Origin of the sequence: Pseudoalteromonas luteoviolacea H33-S (genome assembly GCF_001625695.1) — a bacterium.
Lineage (GTDB): Bacteria > Pseudomonadota > Gammaproteobacteria > Enterobacterales > Alteromonadaceae > Pseudoalteromonas > Pseudoalteromonas luteoviolacea_B.
This window is the reverse complement of sequence record NZ_AUXY01000071.1, coordinates 61554-82901: the sequence shown is the minus strand read 5'-3', so window position 1 is coordinate 82901 and position 21348 is coordinate 61554. Positions and strand designations below refer to the sequence as shown.

Sequence of the window (21348 nt, the reverse complement as noted above, 5' to 3'; positions counted from 1 at the left end):
ACCCTATTTACTTGCCACCCCTTAATTAATGTTACAGTATAACATATCACAAAATACCTAAATGAATCACTTATTTTCGTGCAATCCACCGTTATGCCACGAAAAAAACATAAAACATGAGTAAGATAATTACGTTAACGACTTTGGGAGTAGTAAGCATGGTCACACGTAGAGAATTCACTAAAGGGACAGTTGCACTTGCATTTGTCGGGTTAAACAGCAGCATGTTAGGTTGCGCGCAAAAACGCTCTATCACACCCACCCCAACAACCACAGGTTATGGCCCGCTCATCAAAGATCCCAAAGGCCTGTTGGACTTACCTGATGGGTTTAGTTACCAAATTATCTCTACTTTGCATGACAAAATGGATGATGGGCTCAGTGTGCCAGACAATGCTGATGGCATGGGATGTATTGAACTAGATGAAAAACGCGTCGCTTTAATCAGAAACCATGAACTCAGCCCAAAACATTTAAAAAATGCGGCACCAGATATTGCCGCGCATCGCACCGATAACGCTTATGACAGCTTAAATAAAGACATTGCACTGCCTGGGGGCACCACAACCATGGTGTATAACCTTGAGACTCAGCGTATTGAACAGCAGTATTATAGTCTTGTTGGCACTATTAGAAATTGTGCTGGCGGGACAACCCCTTGGGGAACTTGGTTAACCTGTGAAGAAACAGTACAACTGGCAGGAGACGGACTGGAAAAAGATCACGGTTACATTTTTGAAGTACCCGCAAATCAACAAGGGTTAACTCAACCGGTACCGCTTGTGGACATGGGCCGCTTTAACCATGAAGCTGCCGCGGTAGACCCAAGAACAGGAATTGTTTATCTGACCGAAGACCGAGGTGATGGTCTCTTCTATCGCTTTATTCCTAAGCAAAAAGGCAAATTGGCGTTCGGCGGTACTTTGCAAGCCCTCGTGCTTAGAAACACTCGACAGTTTGACACCCGTAACTGGACACAAGCTAACATGCCTTTATCAACTTGGTACGAGAGCGAGTGGATCACCTTGGATAACCCGCAAAGCCCTGAAGATGACCTACGGCTACGCGGATATGACTTAGGTGCAGCTTTATTTGCACGGGGCGAAGGCATTCATTTTGGCGACAATGAGCTTTATTTTTGTTGCACCAATGGCGGAGAAAAGCAACTAGGGCAAATCATGCGTTATCAACCTTCAGCCTATGAAGGCACCGCAAAAGAAACCAAGCATCCGGGGCAAATTCAATTGTTTTTAGAAAGCAGTGATAAATCACTGTATGACTTTGGCGATAATCTTACGGTAACACCGCAAGGACACCTGCTCGTTTGCGAAGATCAATATACTTTATTACCTGATAATCACTTGCGTGGAGTATCGCCCAAAGGCGAGGTATATCCATTTGCTAAGCTGCGCGCCAAAACTGAGCTTGCAGGCGCCTGCTTTTCTCCTGATGGGTCAACCTTATTTGTCAATATTTACTCACCCACCAAGACATTGGCAATTCGAGGAGATTGGTCAAGCTATCAAGCTTAATTTGAAGAAAATTGCAGCCAGTTTTTCTGAACTTGCTGGCTGCAAACGTGATTTTTAAATTCAATTAGATTATTAAAGTAAAAATCATGAGGCGACGCTTTGTCGTTTTCGGCGCTTTTTAAGATAAGGGAAAAAGAACAAAATCATACCTGTGATGGAAATAACTAAAGTCACAAAAGAAACAGGTAACATCAGCCATAAATTGGCGTTTTTTTCAAAGAAGGTACCATCATGTAAGCTTTCTATTAGCTCAGAATTACGTTTTGCAATGTGTAAAATTTCACCTGTCTGATTATCTATTTGAATCTCAATTTTATTATTACTACGGATTTTAGTGATCCCTTTTGCAGGGCGCACATCTAAACGATTCACATCATCCCAGCTTTTGATTTGAGCAGACTCCACAGACTTAGCAATGTCTAAAATTTGCGTAAACGTCACTTCAGGCATAGTGCCAATACCTTTTGCTGAAGGCGGCTGGATAAAACTAAACTCTTTTCTAACTAGCAATAAAATACCTGTTACGATAATCACAAGCAGGGGGATAGAAATAATAATACTCGCCCACTTGTGAATACTTCTATTATTTTTATTAAAATTCATTGCTTCCTTTAAAATTGTATACTTGTTGATAATTTAACGCTGCGCTCAGGCTGCAAAGCAGCATCTTCGTCTAAACTGCCATAATAGGTTTCGTCTGTGAGGTTATTAATCACAACGGACACAGTTTGTCTATCCGTTAATTGATGCTCAACTGACACATCCCACACAGTAAAAGCGTCCCGCTGTATTTCAGAACCACCCACTTCATCGGCACCAAAAGTATGTCGGTATGCGTTTGACAGCGACCAATTGTCGAAATGTACTAACATGGTCCAGCTCAGTTTACGTGGATGCAAATCATCTAGCCTTTGTTGATGATTATCCTCACCGGACTGTTGCTGGTAACTCACTATGTGCTCAAAATATTCACTGGCGTACCACCTGAACTCCGCTTCAAAGCCACTGATTTGAGCATGACTCAAGTTTTGATAAGTCAAATAACCTGACGCTGTCTCATAGCGATCAATGTAATTATCTAAGTCATAATGATAAACAGCACCATACACACTCACCTCGTCAGATACGTGCCAGTGCAAAGATAACTGACTGCCAACACTGGTTTCAGGGTCCAATGCTTGATTACCCACAATAAGTCCTCTTGGCGTTTGACCATAAAACAAACGCTCAGAGAGTGTTGGATATCGAAAGCCCGTGCCAATATCAAGCCCAAGATCGACAATATCTGAAAGTGGTAGCATAGCGGCAAAAGAGGTATTTAAGCGGCCGTCAGTGGCATCTTCGGATTGCTCACTTTGCTGCTTAAGCCAGTCATATCTCAGCCCTAAATCAAAATCAACGCGCCCCCATTGCCAATGAGTTTTACCATACAAAGCGAGATTGTCTTCATCGGCATTCATCTCATTACCAAGTGGGCTAAGTGCAAACTCATCCACCACTAAATAATCGCTGGTAATTTTCACACCTTTACGTGATAGCCAATCTATCCCCCAATGGCTCTCATTGCCCATCAAGTCAATATGCTGTAGCCATTGACCTCCCAGAGTATGTCCCTGGTATTGACTCAGCCCGCCATAACGCTCAAACCTCACTGTCCTGCTATCCCAGTTTTGATAGTGATGATAAAACTTCGCCATCCAGTTTTCGTCACCGTTTAACTGAACCTGCGCCAACGAATGTAGCTCCTCAGGATAGTCACTTAGCTGCTGAGTCGGATATTTGACATTACTTTTACCAATACTCTCGCCATAACTGGGTAGCCAAGAGTAAGTGGCTGTAAAGCCTTGGTGTTGAACTTTATACCTCACAAGAGCTGAGGCACGCTCAAATTGAGTACTTAACTCATCCCCACTGGGGGCAGAATCATTATTGGCATGCTGGTAGGCAAAGGCTGAGGTAAAATCATCCTTTTGATGTTTAAAGGAAAAGTTAACGCCTTGATTATGGCTTTGCACTGAACCTGCAACTTGCGTCTTATCTGACATCTCAGAGCTTAGACTGACCACACCACCCATTGCTTGTGAGCCATAGAGTGCAGAGCTAGGACCTTTAATCACGTGGCCCAAGTTAAGCAAAGACGGGGCAATAAATGATGCTGAGTTACCAGCTCGCCTGTCTGTAATAATGGGTATGCCATCAATTTCAGTCCGTATTCTGCCACGGCTAAAGCCACGAATAGCATAGCTTTGAAATTGACCGCCTTGACCATTCAAGCTAACACCTGATAAAGAGGTCAATTGATCAGCAATGGTTCGGTTCAAAGAAAAGGTAAAGCGCTCATCTAAATAAGCTGAGGTATGATTCGCGGATGCAATTGTCAGTGATTCTTTTGGTGCAAGCACCTCAATCACTTCAAACTGTTCACCATGTGCGCTCACCACGAACGGGGCGCAGGCACACAAAAAAGAAAATATCGTTTTCATCGTTAATAAACTACTCAATTAACTTGTTATGTGGTCTTGTCGTTATCTCATCAGGACATCTTCGTTGTTAACTGTTAAAAAAGCTAAGAGTGGTCGTCCGAGAAATTCACGCATCGAATGTCGCCAACGTGAAGCTTAGCATTTGCATTCAAAATGGCGCCGCTAAGACATGCGACGCCATAATTTGAATAACGCTACTTTGTCACAACAGCAGCGCCACGAGTCCAAGGCCCACCCGCATCAATCACTGATTGCTGCAGACTCGGAATCGTTTTTTCCTGTAAGGTAGAAACGCGTCTAATCACATCTTCTAGACCTTGCTGCGCATAGCCAAACTGCTGACGATGCTGCTTTGTAGGACCATAAGAAGACCACAGCGCAGACATTGCATAACCTAGGCGGCTAGAGATATTTGCTGGCTTTGCACCTTTACGGTCACGTGATTTCAATCCTGTTAGTTCAAAATTGATAGCATTGATATCAGCCTGAGCTTGTGCGTATGCCGACTCAAGTGAACTGATATTGCCAGGTGTGCGATCTATCGCTGTACGCAATGATTGCAGTGTCTTAGTGGCTTCATTTAGCGCAGCCGCTGTTGACGAGTAACGTCTTTGCACGCTTTTTAGTTGCTCGCTAAACTCAGCAATGGCTTCTGCTGTAGGTCCTGAAACAGCACCTTCGGATATCGCTTGCAATTCAAATTCGACAGGAGTTGCCAGCTGAGATACTTCACCTTTTACACGCTTGTACAGAATAGCTGTATAAGTACCAGGCATAACCATACGCGCCATGGCAAACGGGTCCCATCTAGACGCTTTTTCGCCAGTGATAGCCTGATTAGCCGCATACTCCATATCCCAAGTTACACGGTGTATACCTTTGGTTGTTTTACCAGCGACACGGTCCACAAAGTTGCCCTCTGCATCACGAATTTCAAGATAAACAGCAGGCTTTGGTTCTTGGTTTTCTTTCTCAATCGCTTCCCAAGTCGGGTATTTGGGATACTTCTCATCTTTGACTAGCTTCTTCTCAGCTTGCTGACGTTGCTCTTTGGCTGTTAACAAACTGTCTTTTAGGAAGTAAGTTAATGTCGCACCATGCTCAGGGTTATCCGCAACATAGCGATCATCCCCGTCCGTACGGCTGTGATTTGTATCTTCTTGATACCACTTAACTGGACGACCAGGGCCCATCAAGATAGCGTCTTGCTCCATGGCTTTTTCAGTCAATGTACGTAGCGGTGTATAATCATCAAGGATATAAATACCGCGGCCGAAAGTACCCGCAACTAAGTCATTTTCACGGCGCTGTATTTTAACATCGCGTGTGGAAATCGTCGGAATACCGCCGTTGAGTTCAATCCATTTTTTACCACCATCCACAGTGAAGAAAATACCAAACTCAGTGCCAATAAACAGCAGGTCTTTGTTCACATGGTCTTGGACAATACGCCAAACTAAGTGATTCTCTGGTAAGTCCTTTGCAAGTGATTTCCACGTTTTACCTAGGTTCGTTGACTTGATCAGATATGGCTTAAAATCACCATACTTGTGATTATCTAGTGCGACGTACACGGTATTCGGATCAAATAAGTCCGCGCGAATATCATTCACATACGCGGTAGCTGGCACGCCTTTAACACGCTTGAGGTCAATTTTTTTCCAATTCTTGCCGCCATCGCTGGTGACTTGAATTAGACCATCGTCAGTACCTGCCCATAAGATATTGTCATCGACCGGACTTTCGGAGAAGTTCGCAATCGTATGGTACTCAGACATTGCATAGAGATCCCAACCGGCTTCAACAGACCAAGTGCGGCCCATCATCGGTGTATGCATACGGTTACCATTTTTAGTCAAATCACCGGAAATAGGCATCCAACTATCACCTCGGTCATCAGATCGCCACACACGCTGTGATGCAAAGTACACACGCTTAGGATCGTGAGTAGAAACATTTACCGGTGCATCCCAATTGAAACGCTCAGCAGGATCGCCCGGCAAAGGTTGAGGTTTAATATAAACATTCTCACGCGTTTTGAAATCATGACGAGTCAAGTTACCCTGCTGCCATTGAGAATACATAATATCTGGGTTGCCCGGCTCAACTGCAGGCTGATGACCGTCTCCACCCAAGGTTAAGAACCAATCTTTATTTTTGATCCCCTCTGAACGCATAGTTCTAGATGGGCCGCCTTGCGTTGAGTTATCCTGTGTACCACCGTAAACCTTATAGAATGGTTTGGAATCATCCGGCGCGACTTTATAGAATTGAGTTAATGGCAAGTTTGCCATGAAACGCCAGTTTGCCATACGGTCATGTGACATATAAATACCGCCATCAGAACCAATCAGTACAAAATCAGGATCGGTTGGATGGAATGCCATAGCATGGTCATCTACGTGCTTGCGCTTGGTATTGATTGGCGTCCAAGTTTTACCGCCATCGTCAGAGACTTTACTGTAGTTACTGGCAATGTATATACGGTCAAATTGATGCTTATCTGCAAAGATTTCTTGATAATAGTGGGGACCGGTACCGCCACCTACTTCATCAGACATCTTAGTCCAGCTCTGACCACGGTTGGCAGAACGATAAAGACCACCTTTACGATTATCAATTTCAACCGCGGCATAAACAACATCAGGATTGATAGGAGAAATGGCTAAACCTATTTTACCCATATTGCCTTTTGGCAAGCCAGTTTTAAGCTCTGTCCAAGTCTCGCCGCCATCATCAGAGGTATGAATACCAGAGCCTGGGCCCGTACCAACGTAAGCCTCAATTTTTCTTTGTCGAGACCAAGTTGCTGCATATAATTTATTTGGGTTTCTTGGGTCAATCAGCAGCGATGTCACACCAGTCCACTCATCTTCTGGCTTTAATACCAATTTCCAAGTTTCACCGCCATCCGTGGTTTTATATAGGCCGCGCTCGCCGCCATCTGTCCAAAGCGGACCCTGTGCTGAAACCCAAACTGTGTTTGAGTCTGTTGGATGAATGATGATGTCAGAAATACGTTCAGACTTTTTCAAGCCCATGTTTTTCCATGTTTTACCGCCATCCATTGACTTATAAACACCGTCACCAAAGCTGATATGGCGACCGCCATTGTTTTCGCCAGTACCTACCCAAATGATATCCGAATTGCTCGGATCTATGGTCACATCTCCTGTCGAATAAACGGCCTGTTTATCAAAAATAGGTGTCCAAGTTGTTCCCGCATTAACCGTTTTCCAGATACCACCAGAACCCACTGCTGTGTACCAAGTGGACGGATTGTTTTGGTCCACTTCAATATCCGCAATACGTCCTGACATATATGCAGGGCCAATATTTCGCAGTTTCATTGCCTCGAAGGTTTTACTGCTAAAGATGGCTTTTTCTTCATCAGATTTAGCGGCCAGCGTATTTGAACTGGCACATGCTAAAGATACAGCAACTGCTGCTTTTAATAGTGCATTCATTTTCCCACCGATGTTGGTTTTTGTTTTTTTCAACATCAACACTAACTTAAAAGATGCTATTAGTATGTAAATAAACGCTGAGATTACAGAAAATAGAGTCTAAAGTTATATTGTAACATTTTGTGTAAAAGTGAAACGCACCTTCACCCTTAAGTACGAAGTAAAATGGAATGGAAGCGTTTGTTCGCTAGCGAGAAAAAAGCAGAAAAACTTATTATTTATACAGAGTTAAACCTGTAACAAATAATAGTTGTGGCTAGTCAATGTGTAATGAGCAGTAATTCGGGTAGGATAGTAAGGTATTAAAAAGCAATTCAGATATTGAGCCCAAACAAGTTGTAATCTACTTTCTCGGGCTCACTTTCAATTAACAATTATAAGTTACTTGTTTGGATACGAGACAACATTTTAATACCAAACTTTTCTGCAACCACGCTTAAGCCAAGGCCAAAACGCTCAGCAAGCGCCTTTTTGGTCTTATACTTTACTTTGTAAAGTTGATGCGATTCATTTAACTCTAATAACAGGTCATCACTGGTTTTGATTTCATCAACAAGATCAAACTCTTTCGCATGCATTGCAAACCAATGCTCACCTGTCGCCACTTTATCAATGTCCATATGAGGTCGATGCTCAGCGACAAACTGTTTAAACAAAGTATGTGTATGTTCGACTTCGCCTTTAAACTTGTTACGGCCTTGCTCAGTATTTTCACCAAACATGGTTAACGTACGCTTGTATTCTCCGGCAGTGATTTGCTCAAATTCAACATCATTTTTCTTCAAAATTTTATTGAAGTTAGGGATTTGAGCAAGTACTCCAATGGAGCCGACGATAGCAAAAGGTGCCGCGACAATTTTATCCGCCACACACGCCATCATATAGCCGCCACTCGCAGCGACTTTGTCTACGCTAATGGTGAGCGGTAAACCAGCCTGTTTAATACGATTTAATTGAGACGCCGCTAAGCCGTAGCCATGAACAACACCACCACCGCTTTCTACATTGACCAACACCTGATCTTTTTCTTTGTTCGCAATGGTTAGAATTGCTGTCACTTCTTCGCGTAAGCTTGCCACTTCGTTCGCATCAATACTGCCCAAAAAATCAACAACAAACGTCTTTTTTTCCGGCTTCTCTTCAGACTCTTTTTTACTGGCTTTAAGGTGTGCTTTCAGCGCTTTTTTATCTAGTGTTTGATGTAGAAACTCTTCTTTGGTTTCTGCTAATTGAGCAGATAAATCTTTAACCTCAATTTCACCTGATTTACTTTTTGGTTTTTGGCTTGCACCAACAACTAATACAATAATGGCACCTACAGCAATTACGATTGTCACTGCTTTAGCCAAAAATAAGCCATATTCAAACAAAAATGCCAATGCTATCTCCCAAACCCTTGTCTATTGTGTGTTTAATTCAAATTATCTGACGTTAATCTTGTCTTAAAAAGTGCGACATTGCAATGAAACCTTGATAACTAGTCTCATTTAGAACAAATGAAAGGCATAAAAAAAGCCGCTATCCAGCGGCTTTTTGATGTTCATATGCATTACTTAGCAATAACGGTCGTATCTGTAATTGGTAAGATCAAACCTTTAGAGGCCAAATAAGTCGCTACTTGTCTCTGCATCTCTGCTGTTGCCTGTGCATGACCCTGAGCGGTTCCGCCAGTGCGTGCATCAAACGATGGCGTTAACATTGAGCTATGGTGGCCCTGTGAGAAGTTCACAACGTAACGACCTGCTGTACCATCTGTTGACTGTTTAGACTCTGTCGCAGTCTCTAACCCCATCAGCACAGCAAGTGGTGTACTACCACCTAGCGGGTTACGCGGCAGCGTTGTCGCTGGGATCACTTGATCACCCTTGTTTTCGCCTTCACCGCCAACGACAACACTCATGTACATAGGTGTATTTACCGCACGTACAAGTGGTGCATAGTTAAGTGGATCTGCGGTATCCAACACGGTTTGTGATGCATAAGCAAACTGATCAACGGTGCCATTGATGGCCGCAATTGATGCTAAATCACCTTCAGCTTCTAGGTTTGCAACAAACGTGTTATACGCACATGCCGCAAATGCACTTGCGCTGCCAGCAAACGTACCACAATCAGCAACTGCTCCTTCTTGAAGGTAACTTACAAACTTTTTAGACACAGCAAGATCAGATGCGCCTTGCACAACAGCTGTTTTTACAACAGGTCCAAACGATGCAGATTCAACTAAGAAGTTTGCAATACCAGCACCACCGCTAGAAAGTGCCGCTGGCCCTACTTTAAACAGAGGCTCTGCTGCTTTTAGCAACTCATTTTCAATTGGTAAGTTTGCATGCGCAATAAAGCTTGGCGCTACGACTGAACCCAACGACTGACCAACAAAGCTAACATCATTGGTATTAAAGTTTAGAGGCACTTGAGAGAAGGCATTAATTGCATTTAGACCAAATCTTAATGCAAGTAAATCCGCCGTTGATTGACGAAGGTTATCACGAGCAACTAGCAGTGACTGAAGGTTCATGTAATGTAACACGCTCTTAGTCGTCGCATTAAACTCGTCTACACCATCACCGTCTACGTCAATACCGCGCTCACCGTGCATTGGGTGGTCTATCGCCACAGTTGCAAAACCAGCCTGAGACAGTGCTAACGTCAAGCTAAGCATGTCTTCTTTTTTGCTGGTGATACCATGTTGCATGATGACAACAGGGTAGCCTGTTTCTGGCGCTTGTGACAGCGGGAACGTGATTTGTACAGGCACATTAGCAACCCACTGCTCTTTAGGGATTACATTGTATTTAGATACAAATTTTTGTGCATCAATACCTAGGTCTCGTAATTGACCACCTGAGAGTGCATTACACTGCGCATCAACTGTGCCTGCTTCTGGTTCAGGTAACTGACCACCAGCTTGTGCTTTCGCCGCTGCAACGGCAACGCCGTTGTCACACAAGGCCTGCCAATATGTATCAGCCAGCGCGGCATCTTCGCCATTTTTAGGACGGCTTAAATATTGCGGTAATTGGATATTACCTGTCAAATAACGAATACCGCCAGCTGCTTGCAGTAATTCAGGTGGTAGTGCACCAGCTAAACCTAACTCAGTAAATTTATCAGCAACTGACATAAAGTCTTGATCAGGTACTGCTACAACCGGCTGTTTAGCAGTGCCAAATGTTGACGCAAGCAACTGCTTGATTGTGCCTACAACAGGACCTGTCGCTTGCGTCGTCATTGCAGCTGTATAGACGATTTCATCCGCGCTAATGGATTCACTTGAGACAAGTGCTTGCTCATAGCTACGAATAACTGCTTGCAGAGATTTTTGCGCATCTGTTACTAGCGGCGCTTCTTGACGAAGCAGAGTATATGTTGATGAAGGCGTTAAACTTCTGCCGCCATCAATGGTGTCTTTGATGTTGCTTGTTAGTACCGTGATATAGGTCGTATTCGACTTAAACGGTTTAACAGGAATAACATTGATGTTTTGGCCATCTTCACTCAGCTGTGAAACAAAATCGCCAGTTGGACCAAATGTCAACTCACTCACTACGCGGCAAGCTAACGCAGGGCTCAAGTTTTGACATGCCTCAGTTTGCGCATCATCACCCATAACGACTTCGAATATACGAACTGCGCCTGGCGCTGCCACTGTCGCCGCATCAATTGTCACACCCGTCGGTGTATTCAAACCAATTTGATAAGGCATTTGTGTAGACCAACCGTCTAAACCACCAAGTGCTAGAGAAGGATCAGCATAACCCGAACGAGATAACAGTGGCTTAGAGTCGCCATCTAACTCACCAGGAATATTGAGCGTACCATCTTGTGTACCACTAAAGAGAATATCATTAGGTACGGAAATAACACCATTTGAGGGGTCAAATTTAACCGATGCAACTGGCGTTACAGGTTTGGTGTCTTGCTTTACATCTTCTAGCGTTTCACCGCCACCACAGCCTGCTAATGCAGCTGAAACAGCGAGTGGTAGTAACAGTTTCTTCATTGTATTGGCTCCGACATAATTTTATTATTATTGTTACCTCGGCCAGTGCCCACCCTTGCCTCAAGAATGTAAGCATAAATAAGCTGCCGAGAATAATTCGTTAAAACTATGTAATTTTGCTTTTAATAAGACATTAGACCAGTTTAACTTAACGCAAAGTGTAGCCTTTCGCCACTCATATTTGCAATAAATTCGATAACTTGCGTCATGACTATGATAAAATATAGCAAATGTATTTGTTCGAGGTCCAATATGCAAACATATAATGCAGCTAGTAATGCACTAGAAAATAAAGTGATTTTGGTCACAGGTGCGGGTGATGGTATCGGTCGTATTGCCGCTATCAACTATGCCAAGCATGGCGCCACTGTGATTTTGTTAGGGAAAACTACCAGCAAACTAGAAGCGGTTTATGATGAAATCATCAATGCCGGTTATCCACAGCCAGCTATTGTGCCATTGGACCTTAAAGGCGCAACTAAACAACACTACCGAGATCTAGCTTCTACGATTGAACAACAATTTGGTAAGTTAGACGGCCTACTTAATAATGCAGCGATTTTAGGCACTATGGGACCGCTAGAGCATTTCTGCGTATCGACCTTTGAAAACGTCATGAAAGTCAATGTAACTGCACAGGCGATGATCACACGCTTCTTGTTCCCTGTTATGCGCAAAGCTCCCAGTGCCTCTATTATTTTTACTTCTTCAGGTGTGGGACGCCAAGGGCGCGAGTTTTGGGGAGCCTACGCAATCTCAAAATTTGCCACTGAAGGCATGATGCAAACATGGGCTTGTGAAGTGGGTAAAACCAATATTCGCGTCAACTGTATCAATCCAGGTGCAACCCGTACAAGCATGCGCGAAGCCGCTTTCCCTGGTGAAGACAGAGACAAGCTAAAAACAGCGGAAGATTTGATGCCAACTTATTTATACTTGATGTCAGATGACTCATTAGAAGTGAACGGCCAATCGATTGATGCACAGCCTAAATAAGTATTTATAGTTGCGCTAAAACTAAAAAAGGGCCAATCGGCCCTTTTTTAATACACTTACCATTATCGACGCTTAGTTTGCTTCAAACGTTGATTATGCTTGTGTACAGCCTTTCTGATACGATTCACCTTAGCACGCTTATCTTTGCGCTTTTCAGGCATCACAGATAACTTAGTTTGTGTCTCAGGTCTCAGGCTCACTGACTTTCTCAAGTAGTTCACGTCTTCTAGCGCCAATTCTTCCCAGCCGCCTTGTGGTAAACGTTTATTCAGTTCTAACTTACCGTAACGCACACGGATCAAGCGTGATACTTCAACCTCTTGTGATTGCCATAAACGACGTACTTCGCGGTTACGACCTTCTGTTAGCGTTACATTAAACCACTTATTGATCCCTTCACCACCACGCGGCTTAATTGATAGGAACTTAGCAGGACCATCTTCTAACTCAACACCTTGTGAAAGTGTTTTCAAGGTTTGATTCGTAACCTCACCAAATACGCGTACAGAATACTCTCGTTCTACTTCGTATTTAGGGTGCATTAAACGGTTAGCCAACTCACCATCATTGGTAAATAATAATAAACCTGATGTATTGATATCTAATCGACCGATTGCAATCCAACGATCGCCTTCCAAACGCGGTAATCTGTCAAATACTGTTCGGCGGCCTTCAGGATCTTTGCGCGTACACAGCTCGCCTTCAGGCTTGTGATACATTAATACGCGGCAAATACGCTCTTCTTTTTGCTCAATCTTAACCACATGGCCATCCACTCGGATCACCGCATTTTCTTCGACTCTATCGCCTAACTTAGCAACTTTACCGTCAACACTGACACGGTTTGAGTCAATGTATTTTTCCATTTCACGGCGCGAGCCAACGCCCGCACGCGCTAATACTTTTTGTAGCTTTTCACTCATTCTGATGGTTCTCTCACAGAAGGATCATTTAACATCTGATCTAGCTTCTCAGTTTGCAGCTCTGGTAGTTTTGGTAACCCATCCAGACCGTTCAATGAGAAGTAATCTAAAAATAACTTGGTCGTCGCATACAGTGCAGGCTTACCCGGCACTTCTTTGTGTCCAACAACCTTTATCCATTGTCGCTCTAACAAGCTTTTCATAATGTTAGAACTGACAGTCACCCCACGAACTTGTTCGATTTCCCCTCGAGTAATTGGCTGACGATACGCGATAAGCGCTAACGTTTCCAAAGTTGCCCGAGAATACTTAGGAGCTTTTTCTTGCCAAAGCATATTAAGCCAAGGGCTTAAACTTGGACATGCTTGAAAGCGATATCCGGTTCCAACTTCAACAAGTCTTACACCACGTGTTTGGTAGTGCTCAAAAATCGTTTCTATCGCTTGCCCTATACGCTGATCAGAAACATGAATATCTTGCAGCACAGTCTCTTTCATATGCTTTTTCGATAATGGTTTATCTGCTACAAAAATCGCAGCTTCAACCAACTCGACAAGTTGTTCATCACTGACTCGGCGTTTCATGTCACTATTTCTTCATAAGGCTAGTAGAAGGCGCGGTATTATGACAGAGCTGGCACTACTCTTGTAGCTTTAATGACAAATAAATTGCACGCTCGAGCTTGATTTGAACAATCGAGATTAATTGCTCTTTAAGCAGCTCAAGCATAGCGATGAATGTCACCACGACACCGCTTCTACCTTCTTGAACACTAAATAGCCGACTGAACTCAACAGGCTCTGTATGCTCACTCAAGTATTGTAAGATCATCGACATTCGTTCGCGGGTTGAGAGGGCTTCTGCACTCACCTGATGATGCTCAAATTGCTTAGCTCTGGCCATCACTTCACTCATCGCCAGTAATAGCTCTTTTAAATCCACATCAGGTAATGAATCGTCATCTTGCTCATTGTCTTCAATGAGTGCACGTGCAATGAATATATCCCGCTCAACACGGGGGATTTTATCCAAGTTTTCCGCAGCCACTTTAAACTGCTCATACTCTTGTAAGCGTCTTACCAGCTCTGCACGAGGGTCTTCCTCTTCTTCGAGTTCTTCATGCTTAGGGAGTAACAAACGAGACTTAATCTGTGCCAATAAAGCAGCCATCACCAAGTACTCACCAGCAAGCTCCAATTGCAGTTCTTGCATCATCTCAACATATTGCACGTATTGCTGAGTAATGCTCAGTATTGGGAGCTCCAAGATGTCTAACTTGTGACGCTTTATCAGATATAACAATAAATCCAGTGGCCCTTCAAAGCTTTCTAGGATCACCTGTAAGGCATCTGGTGGAATATATAGATCTTCTGGCTTTTCTAATACGGCTTCCCCGTTTAAAAAAGCCAGAGGGGGTGTTTTACTAGAAACTTCTGTCATGAATTATTCAAATGGCGTGGGATCGCCACATCCATGACGTAAAATTTCGACATTATCTTCAGACATATCAATCACTGTGGTTGCTTGTTCAATTAAATAACCACCATGGACAATAAGGTCAACATGCTTTTCAAGTTGCATGCGAATATCGTCCGGATCAGACTCTGTAAACTGCTCGCCAGGTAAAATAAGCGAGCAAGACATTAACGGTTCATTGAGCTCTTCTAAAATCGCGCAGGTGATTGGATGCTCAGTGACGCGAATACCTATGGTTTTTTTCTTGTCGTTTATCAATCTTTTAGGGACCTCTTTGGTGCCCTTTAAAATGAAGGTATACGGTCCCGGCGTATTATTTTTTATCAAACGAAACATTTGATTATCAACACGCGCATAAGTCGATAATTCGGATAGATCGCGACACATTAGTGTGAAGTTGTGATGCTTTTCGATCCCACGAATACGCTCAATGCGCTCTTTTGCCTGCTTGTTTCCTAAACTACACCCGATCGCATACCCCGAGTCAGTTGGATACACAACCACTCCGCCTTTTTGGATGATTTCGACCGCTTGACGGATCAATCTGGCTTGCGGATTATCTGGGTGAATATGAAAAAATTGACTCATGCTAACATTCCTCTGTGGCTCCCCAAAACTGCCATACACCTTGGCAATCTTTTGGTAAGTATAGATTTCTTCCTAAATCTAACCAGCTCATAGGGTAATGAAAATCAGAACCTTGGCTGGCTAATAAATTATATTCTTGCGATAGCTGACCAAGAAATTGTCTTTCACTTGGCGCTTGTTGCGGCTGAGCAACCTCCATCGCTTTACCACCAGCACCGGTGAATTCATCCAGTAATTTTCGCAGCCATTTATTGGACATCTGATAACGCCCAGGGTGAGCCAATACCGCAACGCCGCCCGCCCCTTGTATGGCTTCTATGGCTTCTTGCATAGAGCACCAAACACTGGGCACATAGCCGGTCTTATTGCGCGCTAAAAACTTTTTAAATACACCCTGAATATTTTTTGCCACACCGCGCTCCACCAGCGCCTTAGCAAAATGAGCACGGGTTATCTCTGCACCTTGTGCCAACTCTAAGGCCTGTGCATAAATACCTTCGTAGCCTCTTTTTTCAAGGCGAGCACCAATTTCTTTGGCTCGTTCACGGCGTTTTTGCTGCTGCTGTTTCAATAATGCCTGCAGATTCGCATCATTGATGTCAATATTTAAACCAACGATATGAATTTCAAAACTTTCCCACTTAGTAGAAATCTCAACGCCTGAAATCAATTCTAATGCTAAGTTTTTTTCTGCAATATAGTCACGCGCAACGGATACACCCGCCACCGTGTCATGGTCAGTTAATGCCAGTACATCAACGCCTTTTTCTGTTGCCCGCTCAATAAGCTCAGGTACTGCTAAACGCCCATCAGAAAAAGTGCTATGACTGTGTAAGTCATATTTAATCAAAATTTTCCCCTTAAAAACTAAATGAGCGCAGTATACCATGCCCGTCAGTACGAGTGCGCTTTTATTTCCTCTCTCAAAACAGTGGGAATTTAGCCATTTTTACTAGGCCAAAAATCGTATTATTGAAATGAATAACGGACGATTGTTTATTTTTTGATATTAGTGCTTGACAGTTTACACCTGAGTAGGGTTTACTGTAGGCACTTAAATTGACATAACGAAAACTTTACAAATGAATCTAACACAAAAAACAAAAATCGTTTGGTGGTGGCGCTCGTAATTGCGGGTGTGATTCGTTGTGTCTAACAACTTTTAAACCCGCGCTGAGTCCGCGGGTTTTTTTATGGATTTTTTATAGTGATTAACAATTTTTGCAACAATTCATCTACAAAATCTTGGTGGTGGTGCCTGAATTAGCGGGAAGGCATTGTTGTAACTAATTACACACCCCCCGCAAGTAAAAATACTTCGGGGGGTTTTTTGTACTAAAGAGGAATGAGGTTTGATTTTTAGTCATATAACTACAACACCGGGTGAGGTGACGAGTATAAGGCAGCGGCGCGATTATATCGAAAGCCCTTTGTCATTATACGCGGCCCTCAATAAACCCAACACACTGTTGTTAGAGTCTGCGGAAATAGACTCAAAAGACAATGTAAAGAGCATCATTTTAGCGGACGCTGCACTACGTATAGAGTGCAACGGCCTTGAAGTGAAAGTACGTGCCCTTTCAAATAATGGCGAGCAATTACTTAATTACTTAGCAGAGCAAGTAAGTAACTGCACAGTTGTTAAAGAATATGCTGTACTGACGCTAACATATGATGCTCAAGACTTATCACTGGATGAATACAGTAAACTAAAAGCGGACAACGCATTTAGCGCACTACGCACCTGTATTAATTCAATTAAAAGTAACTCAGATACGCCATTTTCCGTCTTTTTAGGCGGAGTATTTGCCTATGATATGGTCGCCAATTTTGAAACATTGCCTGACGTACCAGATGGTAAAAATGATTGTCCTGACTATGTTTTCTATTTAGCAGAAACCTTAGTTATGATCGATCACCAAGCTAAAACCACTGAGCTAATTGGCAATGTATTCAATGGTCCAGATGTCCATGCTAATTGCTTTGAGGTTGGTAAACAGCTTGAAGAGCTCAATCGTCAATGCGATGGGTATGAAACATATAAAGAGCAGCCAGAGCAAGCGACACATGATGTGAGTATTGATATCAGTGATGATGTCTTTAAAGATCAGGTCGTACAACTGAAGAAAAACATCGTTGATGGCGATATTTTCCAAGTTGTACCATCTCGCACATTTTCGCTACCTTGTGCAAAGCCACTTGCCGCTTATAAGCATTTGAAAAAGCAAAACCCTAGTCCATATATGTTTTATATGCGAGACGAGAAGTTTGTGCTATTTGGTGCCTCTCCTGAGTCAGCCTTAAAGTACTGCCAAGACAGTAATCAAGTCGAAGTATACCCAATTGCAGGCACGCGTCCTCGCGGAAAATTTGCAGACGGCTCCATTAATCCTGATTTAGATAGTCGCATCGAACTAGAGTTACGTGACGATAAAAAAGAACGTGCAGAGCATTTAATGCTCGTCGACTTAGCACGTAACGATGTTGCACGGATAAGTGTACCTGGAACTCGTCATGCTAAAGAATTGCTTAAAGTAGACCGCTACTCACAAGTCATGCACTTGGTCTCTCGAGTCGTTGGTCAGCTAAAACCTGACCTTGATGCTTTGCATGCTTATCAAGCATGTATGAATATGGGTACACTTGTGGGCGCACCCAAAGTAAAAGCAGCACAGCTTGTCAGAGACATTGAAAAGCAGCGTCGCGGCAGCTACGGTGGTGCGGTTGGTTATTTGACAGGTGATGGCGCAATGGATACATGTATTGTCATTCGCTCAGCATTCGTAAAAAATGACACAGCCTATGTTCAAGCAGGCGCTGGCGTTGTTTACGACTCAGATCCTCAAGCCGAAGCCGATGAAACAAAAGCCAAAGCCAGTGCAGTGATCAAAGCCATTCAATCTAGCTATCAAGGAGTGGGTCATGACGCCTAAAGTATACTTTTTAGATAACTTTGATTCATTCAGCTACAACCTTGTTGATGAACTGTCACAGCTTGGCAGTGAGTTAGTGGTTTATCGTAACCATATCGATGCAAGCACTATCTACGACAAAATGTGTAATGAAACCGTACCAGTAGTATTGGTATTATCTCCTGGTCCTGGGAAACCTAGCGAAGCGGGCTGCCTACTCGATTTGATTGAGCTCTGTAAAGGCAAATTTCCTATGTTAGGCATTTGTCTTGGTCAACAGGCATTAACACAAAGCTATGGTGGTACCATCGGCCATGCTGGCGAGACGGTCCATGGTAAATCATCACGTATTGATGTGGAAGAGCACCCTGTTTTTGCAGGTCTTGGTAAACAGTTTCCTGTCGCAAGATATCACTCATTAATGGCGACAAGCGTACCTGAGTGTTTAAAAATCATCGCTAAATATCAAGATATTCCAATGGCGGTTTACCATACCACTGACAAAGTGATTGGTTATCAATTCCACCCTGAATCAATTTTAACGCCAGACGGTGCCAAGCTGCTTAAGCAAAGCATCGATTATTTAACCTGTTAGGAGGCAACATGGAAAGTTTAAATCAGCTGATTGATCAGCAATCTCTAAGCTTTGAGCAAGCAACAGAGTTGTTTGGACTAGTTATGAAAGGCGAGTTATCTGAAATAGAGCTCACCGCAGCATTGGTGGCACTCAAGATAAAAGGTGAAACCGCAGCAGAGATTGCAGGTGCCGCAAAAGCCATGCGTGACCATGCCGTCGCTTTTGATAACCGCGGTTTAAACTGCGCTGATAGTTGCGGCACAGGTGGTGATGGTACTAATACCATTAACGTCAGTACAACTGCAGCCATTGTCGCAGCAGCGTGCGGTATTCCAATGGTAAAACATGGTAACCGCAGTGTTTCTAGCAAATCTGGTTCTGCAGATTTACTGCGTACTTTGGGCATCAATCTTGAGATGAGCCCTGAGCAAGGTGCAAATTGCTTAGAGAAAACCAACTTTGCATTTTTATTTGCCCCGCTCTATCACAGTGGTGTTAAACACGCGATGCCAGTGCGCACACAACTAAAAACGCGTACCTTGTTTAATATTTTAGGCCCGCTTGCAAACCCTGCAAAACCGCAGCTACAACTGCTTGGTGTATATGATCCAGCACTTTGCCGCCCAATGGCAGAAACATTAAAAATGCTGGGAACAGAGCGTGCGATGGTTGTCCATGGTGCAGGATGTGATGAAATCGCATTGCATGGCACAACCCAAGTCACCGAACTTAAAAATGGTGAAATTACTGAATACACGCTGACGCCAGCTGACTTTGGTTTAGATAATTACGCGCTTGAAGATATTGCCGGTGATACCCCTGAATATAATGCTCAAGCAACCCGTGATATCTTAGCTGGCAAAGGCAAGCCAGCACACAATGCCGCAATTGCAGCCAATGTCAGTGCGTTACTTGTGATGTCAGGCAGAGCAGACACGCTAAAAGCAGGTACACAACAAGTACTAGATGTGCTGGCGTCTGGCAAATGTGTTGAAACGCTTCAAGCCATTTCGGAGGTCAGTCATGGCTAATGTGTTAGAAAAAATTGTTGATGACAAAAAAGTTGAATTAGTCGAGCGTAAAAAAGCTTTCCCTTTGAGTGAGTTTCAATCTTTAGTTCAACCCAGCGAACGAGACTTTTATGGTGAGATGTCAAAACCCGGCATTCAGTTTATTTTAGAGTGTAAAAAAGCATCGCCTTCAAAGGGTCTGATCAGAGATAACTTTGACTTAGATGAAATAACCTCGGTATACGCTAAGTACGCAACCTGTATCAGTGTTTTAACGGATGCTAAGTACTTCCAAGGCAGTTTTGATTACCTAAGCTACGTGCGCAGCAAGGTTGAGCAGCCGCTGATCTGTAAAGACTTTTTCATTGATGAATACCAAGTATACCTCGCGCGCTTAAAAGGTGGCGATGCTATCTTATTGATGCTGTCGGTGTTGGATGATGAAACATATGAAAAGCTAGCAACACTTGCCCACTCGCTCAATATGGCGGTGCTGACTGAGGTCAGCAATGAAGAAGAAGTGCACCGAGCGCTTAAGCTTGACGCCAAACTGATTGGGATCAACAACCGTAACTTGAGAGATCTCAGCACTGATCTAGCGACAACGGAACAATTAAGAAAACTGATCCCAAGTGACAAAACCGTTATCTCTGAATCAGGAATTTATACACATAGCGACGTTAAACGCTTAACCGCACAGTGTAACGGCTTCTTAGTTGGTAGTTCTTTGATGGCTGAAGATGACCTAGAAGGCGCCTGTCGTAAGCTGATTTTAGGTGAAAACAAGGTGTGTGGATTAACCCGTGTTGACGATGCCCTTGCCGCTTACCAAGCTGGCGCCGTTTATGGTGGCTTAATTTTCTATCCAAAATCACCACGTTTTGTCGACTTTGATTGCGCTCGTGCAGTCGTAGACAGTGCACCTTTAAAATATGTTGGTGTTTTTGTAGATGCGCCTCTTGAGCAAATTGTGGAATATGCGCAAAGCCTGAGACTAAGCGTGGTACAACTTCATGGTCATGAGTCACAAGACTTCATCAGTAGCCTGCGTAAACAGCTACCTGTCAATTGCCAAATTTGGAAAGCACAAGGCATTGTAGATGAATTTCCTGTGCCTTTTGATGAAGTAGACAAACACCTATATGACACAAAAACAGCTTCAGCATTTGGCGGAACTGGAAAAGTTTTCAACTGGCAACTACTTAAAAGTGCAAAAAAACCATTTATGCTTGCAGGCGGTCTTAACGCAGACAATGTAAAAGACGCTTCCTATTTAGGTGCGGCAGGCTTTGATCTTAATTCAGGGGTGGAGACGAGCCCCGGTAAAAAGTGTCCGGAAAAATTACGCGATGCTTTTAACAATATTCGAAAATACTGAGGT

16 protein-coding genes are annotated in these 21348 nt (G+C 43.4%); 6 read left to right on the top strand and 10 right to left on the bottom strand.

What is annotated here, in order from left to right:
• The first annotated feature begins 158 nt into the window (after window positions 1–158).
• Window positions 159–1532, top strand: a complete 1374-nt coding sequence (locus N477_RS11975) for an alkaline phosphatase PhoX (RefSeq protein ID WP_063362166.1) — start codon at window positions 159–161, stop codon at window positions 1530–1532.
• 84 nt (window positions 1533–1616) lie between these two features.
• Here the strand turns inward: N477_RS11975 and N477_RS11970 are convergent, their stop codons facing one another.
• The 5 genes from N477_RS11970 to N477_RS11950 all read right to left on the bottom strand — a co-directional run bounded on the left by N477_RS11970 (window position 1617) and on the right by N477_RS11950 (window position 11485).
• Window positions 1617–2135, bottom strand: coding sequence for a PepSY-associated TM helix domain-containing protein (locus N477_RS11970; RefSeq protein WP_063362167.1), 519 nt, complete (start codon window positions 2133–2135; stop codon window positions 1617–1619).
• Window positions 2136–2143: 8 nt separating this feature from the next.
• On the bottom strand, window positions 2144–4015 hold the full coding sequence (locus N477_RS11965; protein WP_063362168.1) for a TonB-dependent receptor plug domain-containing protein: 1872 nt from the start codon (window positions 4013–4015) through the stop codon (window positions 2144–2146).
• A gap of 194 nt (window positions 4016–4209) precedes the next feature.
• Window positions 4210–7482, bottom strand: a complete 3273-nt coding sequence (locus N477_RS11960; protein ID WP_063362235.1) for a WD40/YVTN/BNR-like repeat-containing protein — start codon at window positions 7480–7482, stop codon at window positions 4210–4212.
• A gap of 374 nt (window positions 7483–7856) precedes the next feature.
• Window positions 7857–8861, bottom strand: a complete 1005-nt coding sequence (gene sohB, locus N477_RS11955; protein ID WP_063362169.1) for a protease SohB — start codon at window positions 8859–8861, stop codon at window positions 7857–7859.
• Between the two features lie 170 nt (window positions 8862–9031).
• Window positions 9032–11485, bottom strand: coding sequence for a VolA/Pla-1 family phospholipase (locus tag N477_RS11950; protein WP_063362170.1), 2454 nt, complete (start codon window positions 11483–11485; stop codon window positions 9032–9034).
• A gap of 252 nt (window positions 11486–11737) precedes the next feature.
• Between N477_RS11950 and N477_RS11945 the strand changes: the two genes are divergently transcribed.
• Window positions 11738–12481, top strand: a complete 744-nt coding sequence (locus N477_RS11945; protein ID WP_063362171.1) for a YciK family oxidoreductase — start codon at window positions 11738–11740, stop codon at window positions 12479–12481.
• 62 nt (window positions 12482–12543) lie between these two features.
• Here N477_RS11945 and rluB read toward each other — a convergent pair whose 3' ends face one another.
• From rluB to rnm, 5 genes are read right to left on the bottom strand one after another with little or no spacing between them, the layout of a single operon-like run.
• Window positions 12544–13404, bottom strand: a complete 861-nt coding sequence (rluB, locus tag N477_RS11940; protein ID WP_039607882.1) for a 23S rRNA pseudouridine(2605) synthase RluB — start codon at window positions 13402–13404, stop codon at window positions 12544–12546.
• Window positions 13401–13988 (bottom strand): SMC-Scp complex subunit ScpB, encoded by a 588-nt coding sequence (gene scpB / locus N477_RS11935; RefSeq protein ID WP_063362172.1) that lies wholly within the window; start codon window positions 13986–13988, stop codon window positions 13401–13403. Before scpB ends, rluB begins: the two co-directional genes overlap by 4 nt.
• Window positions 13989–14043: 55 nt before the next feature.
• Window positions 14044–14844 (bottom strand): segregation and condensation protein A, encoded by an 801-nt coding sequence (locus N477_RS11930; protein ID WP_063362173.1) that lies wholly within the window; start codon window positions 14842–14844, stop codon window positions 14044–14046.
• Window positions 14845–14847: 3 nt separating this feature from the next.
• Window positions 14848–15468, bottom strand: a complete 621-nt coding sequence (locus N477_RS11925; protein ID WP_063362174.1) for an L-threonylcarbamoyladenylate synthase — start codon at window positions 15466–15468, stop codon at window positions 14848–14850.
• A 1-nt stretch (window position 15469) separates the two neighbouring features.
• Entirely contained in the window at window positions 15470–16318 is an 849-nt protein-coding gene (gene rnm / locus N477_RS11920) for an RNase RNM (protein ID WP_063362175.1), read from the bottom strand.
• A 502-nt stretch (window positions 16319–16820) separates the two neighbouring features.
• Between rnm and N477_RS11915 the strand changes: the two genes are divergently transcribed.
• From N477_RS11915 to trpCF, 4 genes are read left to right on the top strand one after another with little or no spacing between them, the layout of a single operon-like run.
• On the top strand, window positions 16821–18401 hold the full coding sequence (locus N477_RS11915) for an anthranilate synthase component 1 (protein ID WP_063362176.1): 1581 nt from the start codon (window positions 16821–16823) through the stop codon (window positions 18399–18401).
• The gene (locus N477_RS11910; RefSeq protein WP_063362177.1) at window positions 18391–18975 is read left to right on the top strand and encodes an aminodeoxychorismate/anthranilate synthase component II; all 585 of its coding nucleotides are present in this window, start codon (window positions 18391–18393) and stop codon (window positions 18973–18975) included. Before N477_RS11915 ends, N477_RS11910 begins: the two co-directional genes overlap by 11 nt.
• Window positions 18976–18983: 8 nt before the next feature.
• The gene (gene trpD, locus N477_RS11905) at window positions 18984–19988 is read left to right on the top strand and encodes an anthranilate phosphoribosyltransferase (protein WP_063362178.1); all 1005 of its coding nucleotides are present in this window, start codon (window positions 18984–18986) and stop codon (window positions 19986–19988) included.
• Window positions 19981–21345, top strand: coding sequence for a bifunctional indole-3-glycerol-phosphate synthase TrpC/phosphoribosylanthranilate isomerase TrpF (gene trpCF, locus N477_RS11900; RefSeq protein WP_063362179.1), 1365 nt, complete (start codon window positions 19981–19983; stop codon window positions 21343–21345). The genes trpD and trpCF overlap by 8 nt, the downstream gene beginning before the upstream one ends.
• Window positions 21346–21348: the final 3 nt, after the last annotated feature.

Coding starts and splice junctions, on each gene's coding strand:
- N477_RS11965 (WP_063362168.1), bottom strand. CDS start 4,015: ATGAAAACGATATTTTCTTTTTTGTGTGCCTGCGCCCCGTTCGTGGTG.
- trpCF (WP_063362179.1), top strand. CDS start 19,981: ATGGCTAATGTGTTAGAAAAAATTGTTGATGACAAAAAAGTTGAATTA.
- N477_RS11975 (WP_063362166.1), top strand. CDS start 159: ATGGTCACACGTAGAGAATTCACTAAAGGGACAGTTGCACTTGCATTT.
- N477_RS11950 (WP_063362170.1), bottom strand. CDS start 11,485: ATGAAGAAACTGTTACTACCACTCGCTGTTTCAGCTGCATTAGCAGGC.
- N477_RS11960 (WP_063362235.1), bottom strand. CDS start 7,482: ATGAATGCACTATTAAAAGCAGCAGTTGCTGTATCTTTAGCATGTGCC.
- rluB (WP_039607882.1), bottom strand. CDS start 13,404: ATGAGTGAAAAGCTACAAAAAGTATTAGCGCGTGCGGGCGTTGGCTCG.
- N477_RS11970 (WP_063362167.1), bottom strand. CDS start 2,135: ATGAATTTTAATAAAAATAATAGAAGTATTCACAAGTGGGCGAGTATT.
- scpB (WP_063362172.1), bottom strand. CDS start 13,988: ATGAAACGCCGAGTCAGTGATGAACAACTTGTCGAGTTGGTTGAAGCT.
- trpD (WP_063362178.1), top strand. CDS start 18,984: ATGGAAAGTTTAAATCAGCTGATTGATCAGCAATCTCTAAGCTTTGAG.
- N477_RS11925 (WP_063362174.1), bottom strand. CDS start 15,468: ATGAGTCAATTTTTTCATATTCACCCAGATAATCCGCAAGCCAGATTG.
- N477_RS11910 (WP_063362177.1), top strand. CDS start 18,391: ATGACGCCTAAAGTATACTTTTTAGATAACTTTGATTCATTCAGCTAC.
- N477_RS11930 (WP_063362173.1), bottom strand. CDS start 14,844: ATGACAGAAGTTTCTAGTAAAACACCCCCTCTGGCTTTTTTAAACGGG.
- N477_RS11945 (WP_063362171.1), top strand. CDS start 11,738: ATGCAAACATATAATGCAGCTAGTAATGCACTAGAAAATAAAGTGATT.